Annotated in this window: 18 protein-coding genes; 8 read left to right on the top strand and 10 right to left on the bottom strand. The window is 71.6% G+C overall.

The window, feature by feature from the left end; all coding sequences use genetic code 11:
• Nucleotides 1–176 precede the first annotated feature (176 nt).
• Nucleotides 177–1,652, bottom strand: a complete 1,476-nt coding sequence (locus EAO75_RS27050; RefSeq protein WP_147997611.1) for a glutamate-cysteine ligase family protein — start codon at nucleotides 1,650–1,652, stop codon at nucleotides 177–179.
• 212 nt (nucleotides 1,653–1,864) lie between these two features.
• Between EAO75_RS27050 and EAO75_RS27045 the strand changes: the two genes are divergently transcribed.
• Nucleotides 1,865–3,037, top strand: coding sequence for an MFS transporter (locus EAO75_RS27045; protein ID WP_147997610.1), 1,173 nt, complete (start codon nucleotides 1,865–1,867; stop codon nucleotides 3,035–3,037).
• Nucleotides 3,038–3,105: 68 nt separating this feature from the next.
• Nucleotides 3,106–3,495 carry a VOC family protein gene (locus tag EAO75_RS27040; protein WP_147997609.1) on the top strand — a complete coding sequence of 130 codons (390 nt, stop codon included), beginning with the start codon at nucleotides 3,106–3,108 and terminating at the stop codon, nucleotides 3,493–3,495.
• Nucleotides 3,496–3,501: 6 nt separating this feature from the next.
• Here EAO75_RS27040 and EAO75_RS27035 read toward each other — a convergent pair whose 3' ends face one another.
• Nucleotides 3,502–4,068 carry a DM13 domain-containing protein gene (locus tag EAO75_RS27035; RefSeq protein ID WP_147997608.1) on the bottom strand — a complete coding sequence of 189 codons (567 nt, stop codon included), beginning with the start codon at nucleotides 4,066–4,068 and terminating at the stop codon, nucleotides 3,502–3,504.
• Nucleotides 4,069–4,203: 135 nt separating this feature from the next.
• Here EAO75_RS27035 and EAO75_RS27030 point away from each other — a divergent pair, with 135 nt between their 5' ends.
• On the top strand, nucleotides 4,204–4,944 hold the full coding sequence (locus EAO75_RS27030; protein ID WP_147997607.1) for a maleylpyruvate isomerase family mycothiol-dependent enzyme: 741 nt from the start codon (nucleotides 4,204–4,206) through the stop codon (nucleotides 4,942–4,944).
• Nucleotides 4,945–4,988: 44 nt separating this feature from the next.
• Here the strand turns inward: EAO75_RS27030 and EAO75_RS27025 are convergent, their stop codons facing one another.
• On the bottom strand, nucleotides 4,989–5,390 hold the full coding sequence (locus EAO75_RS27025; RefSeq protein ID WP_147997606.1) for a MarR family winged helix-turn-helix transcriptional regulator: 402 nt from the start codon (nucleotides 5,388–5,390) through the stop codon (nucleotides 4,989–4,991).
• A gap of 85 nt (nucleotides 5,391–5,475) precedes the next feature.
• On the opposite strand from EAO75_RS27025, the gene EAO75_RS27020 reads away from it, so the two are divergent.
• Together EAO75_RS27020 and EAO75_RS27015 are read left to right on the top strand one after the other, a co-directional pair.
• Nucleotides 5,476–6,963, top strand: coding sequence for an MFS transporter (locus EAO75_RS27020; protein WP_147997605.1), 1,488 nt, complete (start codon nucleotides 5,476–5,478; stop codon nucleotides 6,961–6,963).
• 324 nt (nucleotides 6,964–7,287) lie between these two features.
• On the top strand, nucleotides 7,288–7,593 hold the full coding sequence (locus tag EAO75_RS27015) for a DUF6332 family protein (RefSeq protein WP_147997604.1): 306 nt from the start codon (nucleotides 7,288–7,290) through the stop codon (nucleotides 7,591–7,593).
• Here EAO75_RS27015 and EAO75_RS27010 read toward each other — a convergent pair.
• From EAO75_RS27010 to EAO75_RS27000, 3 genes are all read right to left on the bottom strand, one after another.
• Entirely contained in the window at nucleotides 7,554–8,219 is a 666-nt protein-coding gene (locus EAO75_RS27010) for a response regulator (protein WP_147997603.1), read from the bottom strand. The two genes, EAO75_RS27015 and EAO75_RS27010, sit on opposite strands and share 40 nt — an antisense overlap.
• Nucleotides 8,216–9,460 carry a sensor histidine kinase gene (locus EAO75_RS27005; RefSeq protein WP_147997602.1) on the bottom strand — a complete coding sequence of 415 codons (1,245 nt, stop codon included), beginning with the start codon at nucleotides 9,458–9,460 and terminating at the stop codon, nucleotides 8,216–8,218. The genes EAO75_RS27010 and EAO75_RS27005 overlap by 4 nt, the downstream gene beginning before the upstream one ends.
• A gap of 92 nt (nucleotides 9,461–9,552) precedes the next feature.
• Nucleotides 9,553–10,245 (bottom strand): TetR/AcrR family transcriptional regulator, encoded by a 693-nt coding sequence (locus EAO75_RS27000; RefSeq protein ID WP_147997601.1) that lies wholly within the window; start codon nucleotides 10,243–10,245, stop codon nucleotides 9,553–9,555.
• 136 nt (nucleotides 10,246–10,381) lie between these two features.
• Here EAO75_RS27000 and EAO75_RS26995 point away from each other — a divergent pair, with 136 nt between their 5' ends.
• The gene (locus tag EAO75_RS26995; RefSeq protein WP_147997600.1) at nucleotides 10,382–10,831 is read left to right on the top strand and encodes a nitroreductase/quinone reductase family protein; all 450 of its coding nucleotides are present in this window, start codon (nucleotides 10,382–10,384) and stop codon (nucleotides 10,829–10,831) included.
• A gap of 12 nt (nucleotides 10,832–10,843) precedes the next feature.
• On the opposite strand, the gene EAO75_RS26990 is transcribed toward EAO75_RS26995, so the two are convergent.
• Nucleotides 10,844–12,082: a geranylgeranyl reductase family protein gene (locus tag EAO75_RS26990; protein WP_147997599.1), complete on the bottom strand. Its 1,239-nt coding sequence runs from the start codon at nucleotides 12,080–12,082 to the stop codon at nucleotides 10,844–10,846.
• Nucleotides 12,083–12,215: 133 nt separating this feature from the next.
• On the opposite strand from EAO75_RS26990, the gene EAO75_RS26985 reads away from it, so the two are divergent.
• Together EAO75_RS26985 and EAO75_RS26980 are read left to right on the top strand one after the other, a co-directional pair.
• A complete protein-coding gene (locus EAO75_RS26985; RefSeq protein WP_147997598.1) occupies nucleotides 12,216–13,571 on the top strand; it encodes a dipeptidase in 1,356 nt (451 codons plus the stop codon).
• A 25-nt stretch (nucleotides 13,572–13,596) separates the two neighbouring features.
• Nucleotides 13,597–14,643, top strand: coding sequence for a serine/threonine-protein kinase (locus tag EAO75_RS26980; RefSeq protein ID WP_147997597.1), 1,047 nt, complete (start codon nucleotides 13,597–13,599; stop codon nucleotides 14,641–14,643).
• On the opposite strand, the gene EAO75_RS26975 is transcribed toward EAO75_RS26980, so the two are convergent.
• From EAO75_RS26975 to EAO75_RS26965, 3 genes are all read right to left on the bottom strand, one after another.
• Nucleotides 14,613–15,653, bottom strand: coding sequence for an NUDIX hydrolase (locus EAO75_RS26975; RefSeq protein ID WP_147997596.1), 1,041 nt, complete (start codon nucleotides 15,651–15,653; stop codon nucleotides 14,613–14,615). The genes EAO75_RS26980 and EAO75_RS26975 overlap by 31 nt on opposite strands.
• A gap of 143 nt (nucleotides 15,654–15,796) precedes the next feature.
• Nucleotides 15,797–16,126 carry a hypothetical protein gene (locus tag EAO75_RS26970; RefSeq protein ID WP_147997595.1) on the bottom strand — a complete coding sequence of 110 codons (330 nt, stop codon included), beginning with the start codon at nucleotides 16,124–16,126 and terminating at the stop codon, nucleotides 15,797–15,799.
• A 30-nt stretch (nucleotides 16,127–16,156) separates the two neighbouring features.
• Nucleotides 16,157–17,155, bottom strand: a complete 999-nt coding sequence (locus tag EAO75_RS26965; protein WP_147997594.1) for a TIGR01777 family oxidoreductase — start codon at nucleotides 17,153–17,155, stop codon at nucleotides 16,157–16,159.
• Nucleotides 17,156–17,187 lie beyond the last annotated feature (32 nt).

Genomic DNA, 17,187 nt, shown 5'->3' with positions numbered 1-17,187 from the left:
CCCCGCCTCCGGCTCACGGCCCCGGCTCCGCCTCGCGGCTCCCACTGCGACCTCGACTCCGAGTCACGGCCCGGGGCGGGCAACACCCCTGGCCCCGACCACGACTCCGGCAATCGACCGCGCCTCTGGCTCGGCCCCGGCTCCGGCTCCGGCTCCGGCTCCGGCTCCGGCTCCGGTCAGTCCACCGGCCAGGTGTGCGCGGCGGCGTTCAGATGCATGTACTCCATGTACGTCCTGGTCATGCGCCGCAGTGCCTCGCCCCGGTCGGAGCCGGCCTTCTCCAGGTGGTGGACCGCCTCCGCCTGCCACAGGGCGCCGTTGCGGGCGGTGACGCAGCGCTGCTCGATGATGCCGAGCAGAGGCTCGCGCCAGGCCGCGTCCATGCCGGCCAGTTCCAGGCCCCGGTGGGCCTGGGGCAGCAGGCGCCGCAACACCAGTTCCGTGACCGGGACTTCGCCCATGCCGGGCCAGTACATGCGGGCGTCGATCCCGTCGCGGGCGGCCGTGTGGAGGTTCTCCTCGGCGACCGAGAAGGACATCCGCGTCCAGACCGGCCGGTCGTCGTCGACCAGGGCGCGGGTGAGGCCGTAGTAGAAGGCGCCGTTGGCGATGGTGTCGGCCACGGTGGGGCCGGCGGGCAGGACCCGGTTCTCGATGCGCAGATGGGGGCCGCTGTCGGTGACGGCGTAGACGGGGCGGTTCCAGCGGTAGATCGTGCCGTTGTGCAGGGTCAGTTCGCCCAGCTGCGGTGCGCTCCCGCGGTCGTGCGCCTCCTGCGGGTCCTCGTCGTCGCACAGCGGCAACAGGGCCGGGAAGTAGCGCACGTTCTCCTCGAAGAGGTCGAAGACGCTGGTGATCCAGCGCTCTCCGAACCACACCCGGGGCCGTACGCCCTGGGCCTTGATCTCCACCGGACGGGTGTCCGTGGCCTGCTCGAAGAGGGGGATGCGGGTCTCGCGCCACAGCTCCTTGCCGAAGAGGTACGGCGAGTTCGCCGCGAGGGCGATCTGTACGCCGGCGACGGCCTGGGCCGCGTTCCAGTAGTCGGCGAACTCCCTCGGCGAGACCTGGAGGTGGTACTGGGTGCTGGTGCAGGCGGCCTCGGGAGTGATGGTGTCGGCGTACGTCGACAGGCGCTCCACGCCGTCCACCGTGATCCGCAGGTCCTCGCCCCGCGCCGCGAAGATCTGCTCGTTGAGCAGCCGGTAGCGGGGGTCGCCGGACAGGGCGGACTCGCCGACGTCGGTCTCCCCCAGCGTCGGCAGGATGCCGATCATGATCAGGTGCGCACCCACGGCGGAGGCACGCTCCTCGGCGTGGTTGAGCGCGTCGCGGATGGCCAGCTCCCACGCCCCGGGGCCGCCCGTCGTCAGCTCACGCGGCGGGATGTTGATCTCCAGGTTGAAACGGCCCAGCTCGCTCGACCAGGCGGGATCGGCGATGGCCCGCAGGACGTCGGTGTTGCGCATCGCGGGCCGCCCGTCGTCGTCCACGAGATTGAGCTCGATCTCCAGCCCGACCTTGGGCCGCTCGCTCTCGAAGGTCGACTCGCGCAGCATCTGCGCCAGCACGTCGAGGCAGGTGTGCATCTTCTGCCGGTACCGGCGGCGATCCTCCCGCGTGAACACCAGGGCCGGCACGTCACGTCCCATCGTGCCCCTCCCGAGTTCCCTCGGCGGATACCTCTTGTCCCAAGAGTGGCACTTCGGACGGCACCGGGACAGTCAGGGGACGGAGGCGTTCCCGGCCACCGGGCGAGCGGGCGGCGCACCGGCCCGCCGCCGAAGGTCCCCTTGTCGTTCGCCCCGCACCCGCCTAGCCTGACTTTGTGCCGCTAATAAACAAAACCCGGATCCACAACGTCGTGCCGGGCACCAGCAGCGATCTCACCCGTCTGCGTACGGCCATCACCGCCTTCTTCGCCCTGGACGGCTTCCTCTTCGCCGGCTGGGTCGTCCGTATCCCCGCCATCAAGCAGCAGACCGGCGCCTCCGCGAGCGACCTGGGCCTGGCCCTGCTCGGCGTCTCCGCCGGCGCCGTCCTCACCATGACGCTGACCGGCCGGCTCTGCCGCCGCTACGGCAGCCATCAGGTCACCGTGGTCTGCGCGGTCCTGCTCTCGCTCAGCGTGGCCCTGCCCCCGCTGACGCACTCGGTCCTGGCCCTCGGCGCCGTCCTGCTGATCTTCGGCGCGGCCTACGGCGGCATCAACGTCGCCTTCAACAGCGCGGCCGTGGTCCTGGTCACCGCACTGCGCCGGCCCATCATGCCCAGCTTCCACGCGGCCTTCAGCCTGGGCGGCATGGTCGGCGCGGGCCTCGGCGCACTGGTCGCCGCGTCCCTCTCCCCCACCCGGCATCTGCTGGGCCTCGCCGTCATCGGGCTGCTGGTCACGGCGGTGGCGGGCCGCACGCTGTTGCGCCATGAGCCACCGACCCCGGCCGCGGACCCCACGCGCGAGGGCGACCGGAGCCCGCGCCGTCTGCACGGCAGAACCCGTGGCCTGGTGTTCGTCTTCGGCCTGATCGCCCTGTGCACGGCCTACGGCGAGGGTGCCATGGCCGACTGGGGCGCCCTGCACCTGGAACAGGACCTCGACGCCTCGCCGGGCGTCGCCGCCGTCGGCTACTCCTGCTTCGCGCTGGCCATGACCATCGGCCGGCTCAGCGGTACGGCCCTCCTCGAACGGCTCGGTCACGGCCGTACCGTCGTCGCGGGCGGCGCCACCGCGGCGGCCGGGATGCTGCTCGGCTCGCTCGCACCCTCCCTGTGGGCGGCGCTGCTCGGCTTCGCGGTGACCGGACTCGGCCTGGCCAACCTGTTCCCGGTGGCCGTCGAACGCGCGGGCACCCTCGCGGGCCCGAGCGGCGTCGCCATGGCGTCCACCTTCGGATACGGCGGCATGCTCCTGGGCCCGCCCGCCATCGGCTTCATGGCGGACTGGCTCTCCTTGCCGGTGGCCCTGACCAGCGTCGCCGTACTGGCGGCGATCGCCACGCTCATCGGGGTCGCGACACGGCGGGCGACGCCGAACTGACCCTGGCGGGCACGCCGCCCGCGGGGCGGCGCATTGTCCGTCCCGCCCTCGCCGCGGATGATGGCCGGATGGCACGACTCCACGACATCGTCATCGACTGTGCCCGTCCGGCCGCCACCGCTCGTTTCTGGGCCGCCGCCCTCGACGGTTACGCCGTCGCCCCGTACGACGACGCCGAGCTCGCCCGACTGCGAGCCCGGGGGATCGCCGGCCCGGAGGACGACCCCACCGTGCTCGTGGAACCCGCCGACGGCGGCCCGCGCCTTTGGTGTCAGCTCGTCCCGGAGCCCAAGCGCGGCAAGAACCGCCTGCACCTGGACCTGGTCTCGCGGGACGCGGAGACCGAGCTCGGCCGGCTCACCGCACTCGGCGCGGCCGTCCGGACCCGGCACGAGGACCACTGGGTCCTGGCCGACCCCGAGGGCAACGAGTTCTGCCTGTTCCCGACTTCGTCCTGAGCGCCCTCACACCTTGGCGAGTTCCGCCGCCCCGAAGGACACGTCGAACCGGTCGCACCAGATGCTGACGCTGCTGTAGCGCGACAGGTCGACGTCCTGCGGCACGACATAGTTCTGGCTGCCCTTGTTGCCCTTCAGCCTGCCGAGGCTGACATACGCGCCGTCGTCGAAGACGCGCCAGCCGCCCACCCCCTCCTTCACCGGCGCGTCCGTCAGCCACACCCGCAGGTCCGGCCCGTTGCTGGTGTCGAGGTTCTCCAGTCGTACGACATGGGAGCCGTCGGCCAACCGGACGAGTTTCACCGTGCCCGACGTCGCGTGCTCATGGCTGACCAGCTCACCGCCGGCCAGTGTCACCGGTCCGGGCGCGGGAGAGGTCGCGCCGGCCGAGGGGGATGCCGTGGCGGGCGGGCCGGAAGTCCGCACGGTGCCGGGCAGGGCCTCCTCCACGGTCTTGTCCTGCCACAGCCTCCACGGCTGGAACCAGTACAGCCCGAAGCCGCCCGCGACGACCACCAGCACCAGCACTCCGATGCCCAGCGGACCACCGAGCACCTGCCGCACACGCCTCATACCCGTCCCGCCTCCGGAGAGTTGTCCCGTCGCCACACCATCCAACGCGACCCGCTTCCCGCCGTGTACACCGAGCGTGATGACGAAACCCTTACGTCGCGCCGTGACCGCGCTCCATCCGGCACACTCACCTCCATGGAGACAGCCGACTTCGTTCGAACCCTGGACCGTGAGGGACTGCTGCTGGCCGCGGCCGCCGAGGAGGCCGGGGCCGAGGCCAAGGTGCCGACCTGTCCGCAGTGGCAGGTGCGGGACCTGGTGCGGCACACGGGGATGGTGCATCGCTGGGCGGCGGCGTTCGTGGCCGAGGGGCACACCTCCTACCAGCCGGACGGCGGGCTGCCCGACCTCGACGGGGCGGAGCTGTTCGCCTGGTTCCGGGAGGGCCACCGCCACCTGGTCGACACGCTCGCGGGCGCTCCGGCCGACCTGCGGTGCTGGCACTTCCTGCCCGCCCCGTCGCCGCTGGAGTTCTGGGCACGCAGGCAGGCGCACGAGACGACCGTGCACCGCTTCGACGCGCAGACGGCCCGCGCAGGCACCCCGGACGAGCTCGACCCCGGCTTCGCGGCGGACGGCGTCGACGAGTTGCTGCGCGGCTTCCACGCAAGGGCCAAGAGCCGCGTCCGCAGCGCCGAACCGCGGGTGCTGCGGGTGCGGGCGACGGACGCGGACGACGCCGTGTGGACCGTACGGCTGTCGCAGGAGCCGCCCGCGACCGAGCGGGGCGAGACCGCTCGCGCGGACTGCGAGATCTCCGGGCCGGCCGACCGCCTGTATCTGTCGCTGTGGAACCGGCTGCCCTTCCCGCACGTGACCGGCGACGCCTCGCTCGCCGAACTGTGGCGCGCGAACTCCGCCATCACCTGGAGCTGAACCCGGCCCGCACGCCCGTCAGTTGAGCGGCGTCGGCGCGACCGTCAGCTCGCCAGCATCCTCGTCAGCACCGCGCGCTGCACCGGCAGCACCTCGCCGTGCAGCGTGCGGCCCTTCACCGTGAGGGCGACGCGTACGCCCCGCCGGTCCTCCGGGCACATGCAACGCTGGACGAGGCCGTCCTTCTCCAGCCGGGCGATCAGCCGGGACAGCGCGCTCTGACTGAGGTGCACCCGCTCGGAGATCTCCTGCACGCGGTACGACGGACCGCTGTCCGAGCCGCCTCGCGCCGGGCCGTCGGCCAGGACGTCCAGGACCTCGAAGTCACTGGCGCACAGGCCGTGTTGGTGCAGTACCCGGTCGAGTTCGCACTGGGTGCGCGCGTGCAGCGCCAGGATGTCCCGCCACTGGTCCACGAGCGCCTGCTCGGCCTTCTTCGCCGCCATGGGCGCACCGTAACAGAATTCCCGGATCATTGCACCCACATTAAATGCACTTGCATCTCATGCATACGCATGTAGTGTCCTCGGCATGACCTCTCCGCTCAACTCCCCCGCGACCGCGGCCTCGGCGGTTCGCTGGACCCCGCGACTGTGGGGCACCCTGCTGGTGCTGTGCGCCGCGATGTTCCTGGACGCGCTCGACGTGTCGATGGTGGGTGTCGCCCTGCCGTCCATAGGCGCCGACCTGGGCCTGTCCACCTCGACCCTGCAATGGATCGTCAGCGGCTACATCCTGGGCTACGGCGGCCTGCTCCTCCTCGGCGGACGCACCGCCGACCTGCTGGGCCGGCGCCAGGTGTTCCTGGTGGCGCTGGCCGTCTTCGCGCTCGCCTCGCTGCTCGGCGGACTCGTCGACTCGGGCCCGCTGCTGATCGCCAGCCGCTTCATCAAGGGCCTGGCCGCGGCCTTCACGGCACCGGCCGGCCTGTCCATCATCACCACGACGTTCGCCGAGGGCCCCGTACGCAACCGTGCACTCGCGATCTACACCACCTGCGGCGCCACCGGCTACTCGATGGGGCTCGTCTTCTCCGGCCTGCTCACCGAGGCGAGTTGGCGCCTGACCATGTTGCTGCCCGCCCCGATCGCTTTGATCGCCCTGGCCGTCGGCCTGAAGCTGCTGCCGCGCAGCGAGCGCGAGAAGACGGACGGCGGCTACGACATCCCCGGCGCCATCCTCGGCACCGCCTCCATGCTGCTGCTCGTGTTCACCGTCGTCGAGGCGCCCGGGGCGGGCTGGGGCTCGGCCCGCACGATCCTGTCCTTCATCGCCGTCGCCGTCCTCCTCACGGCCTTCGTCCTCGTCGAGCGGCGCAGCCCGAGCCCGCTGATCCGGCTGGGTGTGCTGCGCTCCGGAGCGCAGGTGCGGGCGCAGCTGGGCGCGTTGACGTTCGTCGGCAGCTATATCGGGTTCCAGTTCCTGGTCACGCTCTACATGCAGCAGTTGCTCGGCTGGTCGGCGCTGCACACGGCGCTGGCCTTCCTGCCGGCGGGGGCGCTCGTGGCGCTGTCGGCGACGAAGGTCGGTGCCGTCATCGACCGGTTCGGCACGCCGCGGCTGATCGCGATCGGCTTCGCGCTGATGGTCGCGGGCTACATCCTGTTCCTGCGCATCGACCTCGACCCGGTCTACGCGGTGGTGATCCTGCCCACCATGCTGCTGGTCGGCTCGGCCTTCGCGCTGACCTTCCCCTCGCTCAACGTCCAGGCCACCAACGGCGTCGACGAGCACGAGCAGGGCATGGTCTCGGGCCTGCTGAACACCTCGGTGCAGGTGGGCGGCGCACTGTTCCTGGCGGTCGTGACGGCGGTCCTGACCGCGAACGCCCCCGAGGAGCCCGCGTCCCCGCAGGCTGTGCTGGACAGCTATCTGCCCGCCCTGGTCGTGATCACCGTCATCGCGGTCGCGGGGCTGCTGATCGCCCTGACCGGACTGCGCTCACCTCGCAAGCAGCGAACCGTCGTGGTCGCCAAGTCCACCTCCCTGGAGGCCGAGCGCGTCACCGTACGCGACTAGGGCCTGTCGTTTGGATCATCCCGGCGTCGCGGGGCCTGGCACGCACTCCCCCAAGCTCTTCGAGCAGGGGGACCCCCAGCCGCGTTGTCGTCGGTCGCCGACTCCCCCACGCTCGAACGAGCTCGCGCGGGGGGACCCCCATCGCGTCGCCGCCCTCCTCCGCCTTGCAGCTGCACGCACCAGACCCCGCTCGGGTCCGCTGAAAGGCGCAGCCTCTCTCAGCCGGCCTGATCCAAACGACAGACCCTAGGGGGCGGCCTCCCCCACCGTGTGCCCGGCGGAGCTCTCTTGCTCCGCCGGGCACACGCCTGTGAAACTCCCTGTATGAGCATGCACGGGGGACGGCGCAGTCAGGCCGAGCGGGACGCGATCACCGTCGAGATCGGATACGCGCTGTTCAGTGCGGCCTTCGCCGCGGCCTTGGTGTTCGGGGCCGTGGTGGGACCGGCGTACGCGTTCGATCTGTCGGCCGGGGTGCGCGGCACACTCGTCGCGGCGGGCGCGAGCGCGGCCGCCGTGCTGTTCGTCGCCCGGGTCGCCGCCGTGCTGGTCCGCTTCCAGCGGCGCGAGGCCGGCGCGGACGAGGCGGCTCAGCCCAACCAGCCGGGCCGCACCAATCCGGACTCGTAGGCCAGCACCACGAGTTGGGCCCGGTCGCGGGCGCCGAGCTTCACCATCGTCCGGCTGACGTGGGTCTTCGCGGTGAGCGGGCTGACCACCAGGCGGCGGGCGATCTCCTCGTTGGACAGGCCGATGCCGACCAGCGCCATCACCTCCCGCTCGCGCTCGGTGAGTTCCGCGAGGGCGTCGGCCGCCGCGGGCTCCTTGGAACGGGCGGCGAACTCGGCGATGAGCCGCCGGGTCACCCCGGGCGACAGCAGCGCGTCACCCTCGACCACGGCCCTTACGGCACGCAGGAGTTCCTCCGGTTCGGTGTCCTTGACCAGGAAGCCGGAGGCTCCCGAGCGGATGGCCTCGAAGACGTACTCGTCGAGTTCGAAGGTGGTCAGCATGACCACCTTCACGCCCGTCAGCGCATCGTCGTCGGTAATCCGGCGGGTCGCGGCGAGTCCGTCGAGGAGCGGCATGCGGATGTCCATCAGGACGACGTCGGGCCGCAGTTCGCCCACCTTGCGCAGAGCCTGCTCGCCGTCGGCCGCCTCGCCGGCCACCTCGATGTCGGGCTGTGCGTCGAGCAGCGCCCGGAAGCCGGCCCGCACCAGTGACTGGTCGTCGGCGAGCAGTACGCGGATCACCGGTCCTCCTTGGTCTCGGCGGGCGCCTTCAACGGCAGTGCGGCGAGCACCCGGAAGCCGCCGTCGGCACGCGCGCCCGCCTCGATCGTGCCACCGAGCGCGGCCGCCCGCTCCCGCATTCCGGCCAATCCGTTGCCGCTGCCGCCCGCGTCGGCGCCGGTCGCCGGACCGTCGTCGTCGATACGCAACCGTAGCGTCGACCCGTCGTCGTGATCGAGGTGCACGCGCGCGTGCCGCGACTCCGAGTGGCGTACGACGTTGGTGAGGGCCTCCTGGACGATCCGGAAGGCGGCGAGGTCCGTGCCGGGTGCCAGGCGGGGCGGCTCGCCCTCGACCTCGACGGTGAGGCCCGCGCTCGCCGCCTGCTCCACCAGTTCGGGCAGCCGGTCGAGGCCGGGGGCCGGTGCGCGGGGGGCGTCGCCGGGGGTGCGCAGGGTGTCGAGGACCTGGCGGACCTCGCCGAGCGCCTCCTTGCTCTGGGCCTTGATGGTGGTGAGTGCCGTGCGCGCCTGCTCGGGGTCGGTGTCGAGGAGTGCGAGGCCGACGCCCGCCTGGACGTTGATCACGGAGATGCTGTGCGCGAGGACGTCGTGCAGCTCGCGGGCGATCCGCAGCCGCTCCTCGTCGGCACGCCGCCGGGCCGCCTGTGCCCGCTCGGCCCGTTCCTTCACCCACTGTTCGCGACGCGTCCTGGCCAGCTCCGACACCGCCACGATCGCCGCGACCCAGGCGGCGATCACGCCTTCCTGTCCCCAGGGGGCGGCCGAGTCACCGGTTGGCGGCAGCCACTGATACAGCCAGTGGGCGACCAGGACGTGGCCGACCCAGAGCACTCCGACCGCGGCCCAGGCGGCCTTGCGATGGCCTGTGATGACGGCGTTGAAGCAGGCCACGGCGACGGTCAGGAAGACCGGTCCGTAGGGGTAGCCGGCACCGAGGTAGAGCATGGCGGCCGCGGCCGTGCCGAACGCGACGGCCACCGGGTGGCGCTTGCGCCACAGGAGCAGACCCGCGGCCACGAACAGCAGGACGCGGGCGAAGGGGTCGAGATCCTCCCGGTCGTGCTGGCCCTGCGCCGCGAAGTTCGAGCCGGCCATCACGAAGGCCGCGATCAGCAGGGTCGAGCGCCAGGGCCAGCGAGGGGCGCGCTCCTCGCCGTCCTCCCCCCGGTTCCACCACGGCGGCCCGTGCCGCCACCACATCGGCGGACCGCCGCCGGGGCGTGCCTGCTGCTCGTCCATGCCCGCCACGCTAGACGCGAAGGCCGCCGGGCGGCGTCACCCGCGCGTGGTGATCACGCCTACTCCCGGCGAAGTACGTCCCCCGAGCCGGCTCACTCCAGGCCCACGCCCTGCGCGAGCCGGGTCACCGCATGCCGGAAGAACGGCTCCCTGTCCTCCACGACCCGGTGGAACTGCCCGAACAGCTCGAACCCGACCAGCCCGAAGAGCTGCGCCCAGGCTCCGGCGAGCGCCACGACCGTCGCCGGGGGAAGGTCGGGGGCCAGGTCGGCCGCCATGCGCTCGGCCTCGGGGCGCAGTTCGCCGGAAAGGGGCGGCAGCTCGCTGAGGCCGGAGCCCTGGTGGGCGTCACGGACGATGCCGATGAAGAGGAGGCCGACGCGGGAGGCGGGTGGGACGGTGGTGTCGGGGGCGGTGTAGCCCGGCACGGGCGAGCCGTAGATCAGGGCGTACTCGTGCGGATGCCGCAGCCCCCACGCGCGTACGGCCTCTGCCACCGCCGTCCAGCGCTGAACGGGCCCGGCGTCCGCGGCGTCGGCGTGCGCCGCTTCCGCGCTCTCGCCGAGGGAGTCGTAGGCGTCGATGATGAGAGCGGTCAGCAGGTCGTCCCGGCTGGGGAAGTAGCGGTAGAGCGCGGAGGAGACCATGCCGAGTTCGCGGGCCACGGCGCGCAGCGAGAGCTTGGCGGCGCCTTCTGCCGCGAGCTGTCTGCGGGCCTCGTCCTTGATGGCCGCGGTGACTTCCATCCTGGCGCGGGCACGTGCGCCCTGTGCGGTGCTGCTCATGTGAGGCAGTCTCCCATGAAAGACGGAGCAGTGCACACAATCGAGAGCACTGCTCTTGATTTGGATCGGCTTTCTCGTGCACACTGCTCTCAAGCGAGAGCACCGCTCTCTCAATCGCCACTCTCCAGGGGTCACCATGTCGTCGCCGTACTACCTCAAGGGCAGCCCGCTGACCGTCCGCCTCAACAACGTCATCGGCTGGCTGGCCCGCCACGGGCTCAGCATCGCGGGCACCGCGGAGATGTCCGTACGCGGGCGCAAGAGCGGCCGGATGCAGCGCATCCCGGTCAACCCGCACACCTACGACGCCACGCAGTACCTCGTCTCGGCACGCGGCCACTCCCAGTGGGTGCGCAACATGCGCGCCGCCGGGGGCGGGGAGCTGCGCGTCGGGCGCAAGGTCCGGGGGTTCTCCGCGGTGGAGCTTCCCGACGCGGAGAAGCTCCCGATCCTGCGGACCTATCTGGAGAAGTGGGGCTGGGAGGTCAACCAGTACTTCCAGGGCGTCACCGCGAAGTCCTCCGACGAGGAGATCATCGCGGCCGCCAAGGACCACCCGGTCTTCCGGATCAGCGTCGAGAAGTGATCCGGACAACCGTCAAGAAGTCGCTTCGTCGGCGGCCGGATCCTGGCGGCGGTCCATCGCCGTGAGGGCGCGCTGGGCCATGGGGTGGTTGCGGACCATCTCGCCCAGCGACGACGAGCCGCGGGTGATGTCCATGAACGCCTTCCAGGCCGGCCGCAGACCGGTCAGTCCCGCGTGGAAGAGCCCGGGACGGCGCTCGAACACCGTCAGCAGCCGCTTGCCGACGCTCATCTCGACGCCGAGGCCCGCCTTGATCGCGAAGGCGTAGTTCAGGGCCTGGCGCCGGGCGTCCACGGCATCGTGCGCCTCGGCGATCCGCACCGCCCACTCCCCCGCGAGCCGCCCCGACCGCAGCGCGAACGAAATGCCCTCGCGCGTCCACGGCTCCAGCAGACCGGCCGCGTCACCGCACACCAGCACACGCCCGCGCGACAGCGGCGAGTCGTCGGCGCGGCAGCGGGTCAGGTGCCCGGAGGAGATGCTCGGTTCGAAGCCGGCGAGGCCGAGCCGCCCGATGAACTCCTCCAAGTACCTCTTGGTGGCCGCCCCTTCGCCGCGTGCCGAGATCACCCCGACCGTGAGCGTGTCCCCCTTGGGGAACACCCAGCCGTAACTGCCGGGAATCGGCCCCCAGTCGATGAGGACCCGCCCCTTCCAGTCCTCGGCGACCGTCTCCGGCACCGGGATCTCCGCCTCCAGACCGAGATCCACCTGGTCGAGCTTCACCCCGACATGGGCCCCTATCCGGCTCGCACTGCCGTCCGCGCCGACCACGGCCCGGGCGAGCAGCGTCTCGCCGCCCTGCAGGACGATCGCGACGGAGCGCCGGTCCGGCACCGCCGAGCCGTGCTGCTCGACGCGCTGGACAGTGACGCCCGTACGCAGCTCGGCGCCCGCCTTCTGTGCGTGCTCGACGAGTTGCTGGTCGAACTCGGGCCGGTTGATCAGCCCGAACAGCATCTGCTTGGAGCGGCGGGTGCGGGTGAAGCGGCCGTTGTTCGAGAACGTCACCGCGTGCACCCGGTCCCGGAAGGGCAGCTCGAAGCCGGGCGGGAGCGAGTCGCGCGAGGGGCCGATGATGCCACCGCCGCATGTCTTGTAGCGCGGCAGCTCGGCTTTCTCCAGGATCAGCACGCGTCGCCCGGCGACCGCCGCCGCATACGCGGCCGAGGCCCCTGCGGGTCCCGCACCCACCACGACGACGTCCCACACCTGCCGCACGTCGTCCGCCGAAGAGTTCTCGCTGCTCACGATGGTCTACTGCTCCCGATCAAGCCGCCTACGCCTGCTGTCCCCCGCATCCTACGGCGGGCATCGTCGCAGGCTGCTGTGGGAGGATCACAGCACTCACAGGTACAACGTCGCACCCACAAGGAGCGTGCCCATGTCGTCGAATCCGGTCGCCGAGACCGTCGCCTCGTTGATGCCGAAGGCGCGGGCGGAACTCAGCGAGCTGGTGGCGTTCAAGTCGGTGGCGGACTTCGACCAGTTCCCGCGGAGCGAGAGCGAGGGCGCCGCCCGCTGGGTCGCCGACGCGCTGCGCGCGGAGGGCTTCGAGGACGTGGCCCTGCTGGACACCCCCGACGGCACGCAGTCGGTGTACGGCCACCTGCCCGGATCCGAGGGCGCGAGGACGGTCCTGCTGTACGCCCACTACGACGTGCAGCCCCCGCTTGACGAGGCCGCCTGGACCACCCCGCCCTTCGAGCTGACCGAGCGCGACGGCCGCTGGTACGGGCGCGGCGCCGCCGACTGCAAGGGCGGCCTGATCATGCACCTGCTGGCGCTGCGCGCGCTCAAGGCGAACGGCGGCGTGCCGGTGCACGTGAAGGTGATCGCCGAGGGCTCGGAGGAGATGGGCACGGGCGGTCTGGAGCGGTACGCCGAGGAACACCCCGACCTGCTGGCGGCCGACACCATCGTGATCGGCGACGCGGGCAACTTCCGCGTCGGGCTGCCGACGGTCACCTCCACGCTGCGGGGCATGACCGCGCTGCGCGTGCAGATCGACACGCTCGAAGGCAACCTGCACTCCGGCCAGTTCGGCGGGGCCGCGCCGGACGCGCTCGGCGCGCTGATCCGCGTACTGGACTCGCTGCGGGCCGAGGACGGTTCGACGACGGTGGACGGGCTGACCGGCGAGTCGTCCTGGGAGGGACTCCAGTACGAGGAGGCGCAGTTCCGCAAGGACGCCAAGGTCCTCGACGGCGTGGAGCTGCTCGGCTCCGGCACGGTCGCCGACCGCATCTGGGCGCGCCCCGCCGTCACGGTCCTCGGCATCGACTGCCCGCCGGTCGTCGGCGCCACCCCCTCGGTGCAGGCGAGCGCGCGTGCCCTGCTCAACCTGCGTGTGCCGCCGGGCGTGGACGCGGCCGAGGCGACCAAGCTGCTCCAGGCCCACCTGGAGAACCACACGCCGTGGGGTGCCCGGGTGCGCATCGAGCAGATCGGCCAGGGCCAGCCGTTCCGCGCCGACACGAGCAGCCCGGCGTACCAGGCCATGGCAGACGCGATGGCGGTGGCCTACCCCGACCAGGAGATGCAGTACGCCGGCCAGGGCGGCTCGATCCCGCTGTGCAACACCCTCGCCGCCCTCTACCCGAACGCGGAGATCCTCCTGATCGGCCTGAGCGAGCCGGAGGCGCAGATCCACGCCGTGAACGAGAGTGTGTCGCCGCAGGAGCTGGAGCGGATGTCGGTCGCCGAGGCGCTGTTCCTGCGCAATTACGCGGCGAGTTGAGGGACGTCGCCCTGAGGATGGGTGCATGACCCGCGCCGAACGCCTCACCGCCCACACCGACATCGCCACGTCGCTCGCGCTGCTCTGCGACGACGAGCTCGCGGGCCTCGTGGAGGCCGGCACTGCGCTCGGCACCGGGATCGGAGGGCGTTCGGCGCTGGTCGAGGTGGACGGCAGACAGGTGTTCGTGAAGCGGGTCCCGCTCACCGACGTCGAACTGCGGCCGGGGAACGTCCGCTCCACGGCGAACCTCCTCGGTCTGCCGACCTACTTCCACTACGGCATCGGCAGTCCGGGGTCCGGTGCCTGGCGCGAGCTCGCCGTGCACACCATGACGACCAACTGGGTCGTCTCCGGCCGGTTCCCGGGTTTCCCGTTGACCCACCACTGGCGGGTCCTGCCGCAGCCGCCGCAGCCCTTGTACGGCGAACTGGCCGACGTGGAGCGGGCCGTCGCCTACTGGGGCGGCGGCCCGCCGGTGCGCGAGCGCCTGGAGCAACTGCGGACGGCGTCCGCGAGCCTGACGCTGTTCCTCGAGTACGTCCCGCACACGCTGCACGACTGGCTGGACGCCCGGGTGCGGACGGACGACGCCGACGCCGCGTGCGCCTTCGTGGAGAAGGAGCTCACGGCCGTCACCGACTGCCTGCGCGAGGAGCGCCTGCTGCACTTCGACGCCCACTTCCAGAACTTCCTCACCGACGGGCACCGGCTCTACCTCGCCGACTACGGACTCGCCCTCTCCGCCCGCTTCCCGCTCACCCCGCAGGAGCGGGGCTTCTTCGAGCGGCACCGGGACTACGACCGCGCCTACACGGCCTTCCACTTCGTGAACTGGCTCGCGACCGCCCTGTACGGCTATGACCGGGACGGCCGCGAGGCCTTCGTGCGTGCCTGCGCCGACGGCGAGCCGGCCCGGGGGATCCCGCGGGCCGCCGCGGACATCATCGAGCGGAGCGCGCCGCTCGCCGCTGTCATGGGGGACTTCGCCCGGCGGCTCCAGAACGAGAGCAGGCTGACCCCGTATCCGCACGACCAGCTTCAGGGTGCCGGAATGCCCGCCTCCAGATAGTGCGCCGCCCCACGTTCCCGCGCCCGCAAAGCCCACCGCAGCCGCTCATACCGCACCGGCGGCAGCAGATCGGCGGCCTCCTCCTCGGTGACGAAGCGCCAGTCGCGCAGCTCGGGGCCGGGCAACAGGAGGCGTTCGGCCTCCTCGGAGTCGAGCTGACCGCCGTCGAAGAGCAGCCGCAGACCGCCGTAGCCGGGCGGCGAGGGCCGCTCCCAGTCGACGACGAGGAGACGCGGTACGTCGTCCAGCCGTATGCCCGTCTCCTCGGCGACCTCACGCATGCCCGCGCGCGCGGGTGCCTCGCCGCGCTCGACGACGCCGCCGGGGAACTCCCAGCCGGCCTTGTACGTGGGATCGACGAGCAGCACCCGGCCCTGCTCGTCGAAGAGGAGGACGCCCGCGGCGAGGGTCTCCGCGGTGGGCTCGGGCGTCTGCACGATGTCGCAGACGGGAACCGAACCGTCACCGACCGCCTCGGCGATGCGGACGGCCGTCTCGTACGGCGTCAGTCCGCTGTTGTCGACGGGGTGCGCGTCGGCGGTGAGCCACGAGGCGAGTGCGGCGCGATACGGCTCTATGTGGTCGTACGACCACTGTCTGATCCGTATCTCGCCGTCGGGCAGGTCCGGCGGTATCTCCCGACCGGCTATGCGCTCCCGCAGGATCGTTTCCGCCGGGGCGAGAAGCACATGCTGGACGGTGATGCGGCGGGCGGCGAGGCCGCCGAAGATCTCGTCGCGGTACTCCTGGCGCAGCAGCGTCATGGGGATCACGAGGGTCCCGTCGAGCTCGGCGTGCAGTGCTGCAGCCGTGTCGATCACGAGACGGCGCCAGATCGGCAGATCCTGGAAGTCACCGACCTCGGTGAGGTGTTTGGGCGGAAGCAGGTGGGTGAGCGCTCCGCCGATGACCTCGGGGTCGAAGAGCGTGCTGTTCGGGATCAGCTCGATCAGTTCCCGTGCGGTGGTGGTCTTCCCCGCACCGAAAGCGCCGTTGATCCAGACGATCACGTTTCCCCCTCTTCTGTTGGCCCCCTGTGGCTTGCCCGCTCCACCCTGCCACGGAAACCAGCTCTCGTAGAGAGCGCAAGACAACGGCGCCGGAGCCCCTCGGTGCGGGGCAGCGGCGCCGTGCGGTCGACTCGGTGGGCTCGTCAGCCTTTCTTGCCGGGCTTCGAGTGCGGGGCGTCGTTCACGGCCCGGTCCGTCTCGCGGTTGATCGCCTTGCCGAAGGTGTCCAGCGCCTGGTCCACGTTGACCCCGGCGAGCTTGGTCGTACCGGTGGTGCCGAGGCCGCCGAGCTTCTTGCCGGTCATGTCCAGGCCGGCGGCCTTGATCTGACCACCGGTGGTGCCGGGCAGCCCGGCCGAAGGAGACCCGGTGCCGGAGGTGCCGGAGGACTCGGCCGAGTGGGACGGAGTGACCGCCGCGACGACGAATCCGGTGGCCAGGGAGGCGATGGCGAGCATGCTGCGCTTCTTCATGGCCGGTTCAACTACGAAACGGCCTCGGAGTCACGCCCCACCTCCGGACGAACCGGACAACGCCGCCGCCTCGACCCCGGGCCGCTCCCGATCGCCGCGGCGCCGCCGTACGAGATCGTCGGCCGCTTCCGGCCAGCGGGCACAGGCGAAGTCGAACCCCTCGGCGAGCAGCCGGCCGGGGACGACCCGCCGGCTCTTCAGCAGGAGCTCGGTGTCCGAGCGCAGCGCGAAGGCGCCGAGCTCGGCCATCCACTTGGTCGCAGGCAGGCCCACGGGGACGCCCCAGGCGGAACGCAGGGCCCGCATGAAGGCCCGCTGGGGCAGCGGCTCGGGAGCGGCGAGGTTCACCGGCCCGACGAGATCGTCCCGCTCGACCAGGAACTCGACCGCGCGCACGAAGTCCCGTTCGTGGATCCAGGAGACGTACTGTCCGCCGCCCGCCACGGGGCCGCCGAGGCCCAGCCTCGCCAGCCGTAGCAGGACGTCGAACACGCCGCCCCGATCAGGGCTCATCACCATCGCGGAACGCAGCGCGACCTTGCGGGTGTGCGGCGTGTCGGCCACCTCCTGCGCCCGCTCCCAGGCCCTGGCGATGTCCACGCTGTAGGACCAGTAGTCCGGCACATCGGGCTCACTGCCGCCGATCACGCCGGTCGCCTCGTCGTTGGGGGCGTCGAAGCGGTGGGCGTAGATGGTGGCCGTGCTCATCTGGAGCCAGACCCCAGGAGGCCGTTCGGCGTTCGCGATCGCCTCCCCCACGATCTCGGTGGAGTGCACCCGCGAATCCATCATGGCCTGCAAATTCGCCGGGGTGTAGCGGCAGCTGACACTGCGCCCGGCCAGGTTGATCACGACGTCGCTGCCGTCGATCTCCTCGGCCCACGGCCCCAGGTTCTTGCCGTCCCACTCGACCTCGCGCTCTCGCGTGGGCCGCCTGGTGAGGACGACGACCTCGTGGCCGGCCGCGCTCAGCGCACGGTTCAGGATCGTGCCCACCTGCCCGGTTCCTCCGGGAATCACTATCTTCATCGGCTCCCCCTCGGGTATGGATCGAGCCTAGC

The organism is Streptomyces sp. UW30, from assembly GCF_008042075.1.
GTDB lineage: Bacteria > Actinomycetota > Actinomycetes > Streptomycetales > Streptomycetaceae > Streptomyces.
Note: the sequence above shows the minus strand (reverse complement) of the source record. Positions and strands in the feature narration are given on the sequence as shown.

Excerpts from the sequence above, each read along its gene's own strand:
- EAO75_RS27050 (WP_147997611.1), bottom strand. The coding sequence starts at position 1,652 with ATGGGACGTGACGTGCCGGCCCTGGTGTTCACGCGGGAGGATCGCCGC.
- EAO75_RS27040 (WP_147997609.1), top strand. The coding sequence starts at position 3,106 with ATGGCACGACTCCACGACATCGTCATCGACTGTGCCCGTCCGGCCGCC.
- EAO75_RS27035 (WP_147997608.1), bottom strand. The coding sequence starts at position 4,068 with ATGAGGCGTGTGCGGCAGGTGCTCGGTGGTCCGCTGGGCATCGGAGTG.
- EAO75_RS27030 (WP_147997607.1), top strand. The coding sequence starts at position 4,204 with ATGGAGACAGCCGACTTCGTTCGAACCCTGGACCGTGAGGGACTGCTG.
- EAO75_RS27025 (WP_147997606.1), bottom strand. The coding sequence starts at position 5,390 with ATGGCGGCGAAGAAGGCCGAGCAGGCGCTCGTGGACCAGTGGCGGGAC.
- EAO75_RS27020 (WP_147997605.1), top strand. The coding sequence starts at position 5,476 with ATGACCTCTCCGCTCAACTCCCCCGCGACCGCGGCCTCGGCGGTTCGC.
- EAO75_RS27015 (WP_147997604.1), top strand. The coding sequence starts at position 7,288 with ATGAGCATGCACGGGGGACGGCGCAGTCAGGCCGAGCGGGACGCGATC.
- EAO75_RS27005 (WP_147997602.1), bottom strand. The coding sequence starts at position 9,460 with ATGGACGAGCAGCAGGCACGCCCCGGCGGCGGTCCGCCGATGTGGTGG.
- EAO75_RS27000 (WP_147997601.1), bottom strand. The coding sequence starts at position 10,245 with ATGAGCAGCACCGCACAGGGCGCACGTGCCCGCGCCAGGATGGAAGTC.
- EAO75_RS26995 (WP_147997600.1), top strand. The coding sequence starts at position 10,382 with ATGTCGTCGCCGTACTACCTCAAGGGCAGCCCGCTGACCGTCCGCCTC.
- EAO75_RS26985 (WP_147997598.1), top strand. The coding sequence starts at position 12,216 with ATGTCGTCGAATCCGGTCGCCGAGACCGTCGCCTCGTTGATGCCGAAG.
- EAO75_RS26980 (WP_147997597.1), top strand. The coding sequence starts at position 13,597 with ATGACCCGCGCCGAACGCCTCACCGCCCACACCGACATCGCCACGTCG.
- EAO75_RS26970 (WP_147997595.1), bottom strand. The coding sequence starts at position 16,126 with ATGAAGAAGCGCAGCATGCTCGCCATCGCCTCCCTGGCCACCGGATTC.
- EAO75_RS26965 (WP_147997594.1), bottom strand. The coding sequence starts at position 17,155 with ATGAAGATAGTGATTCCCGGAGGAACCGGGCAGGTGGGCACGATCCTG.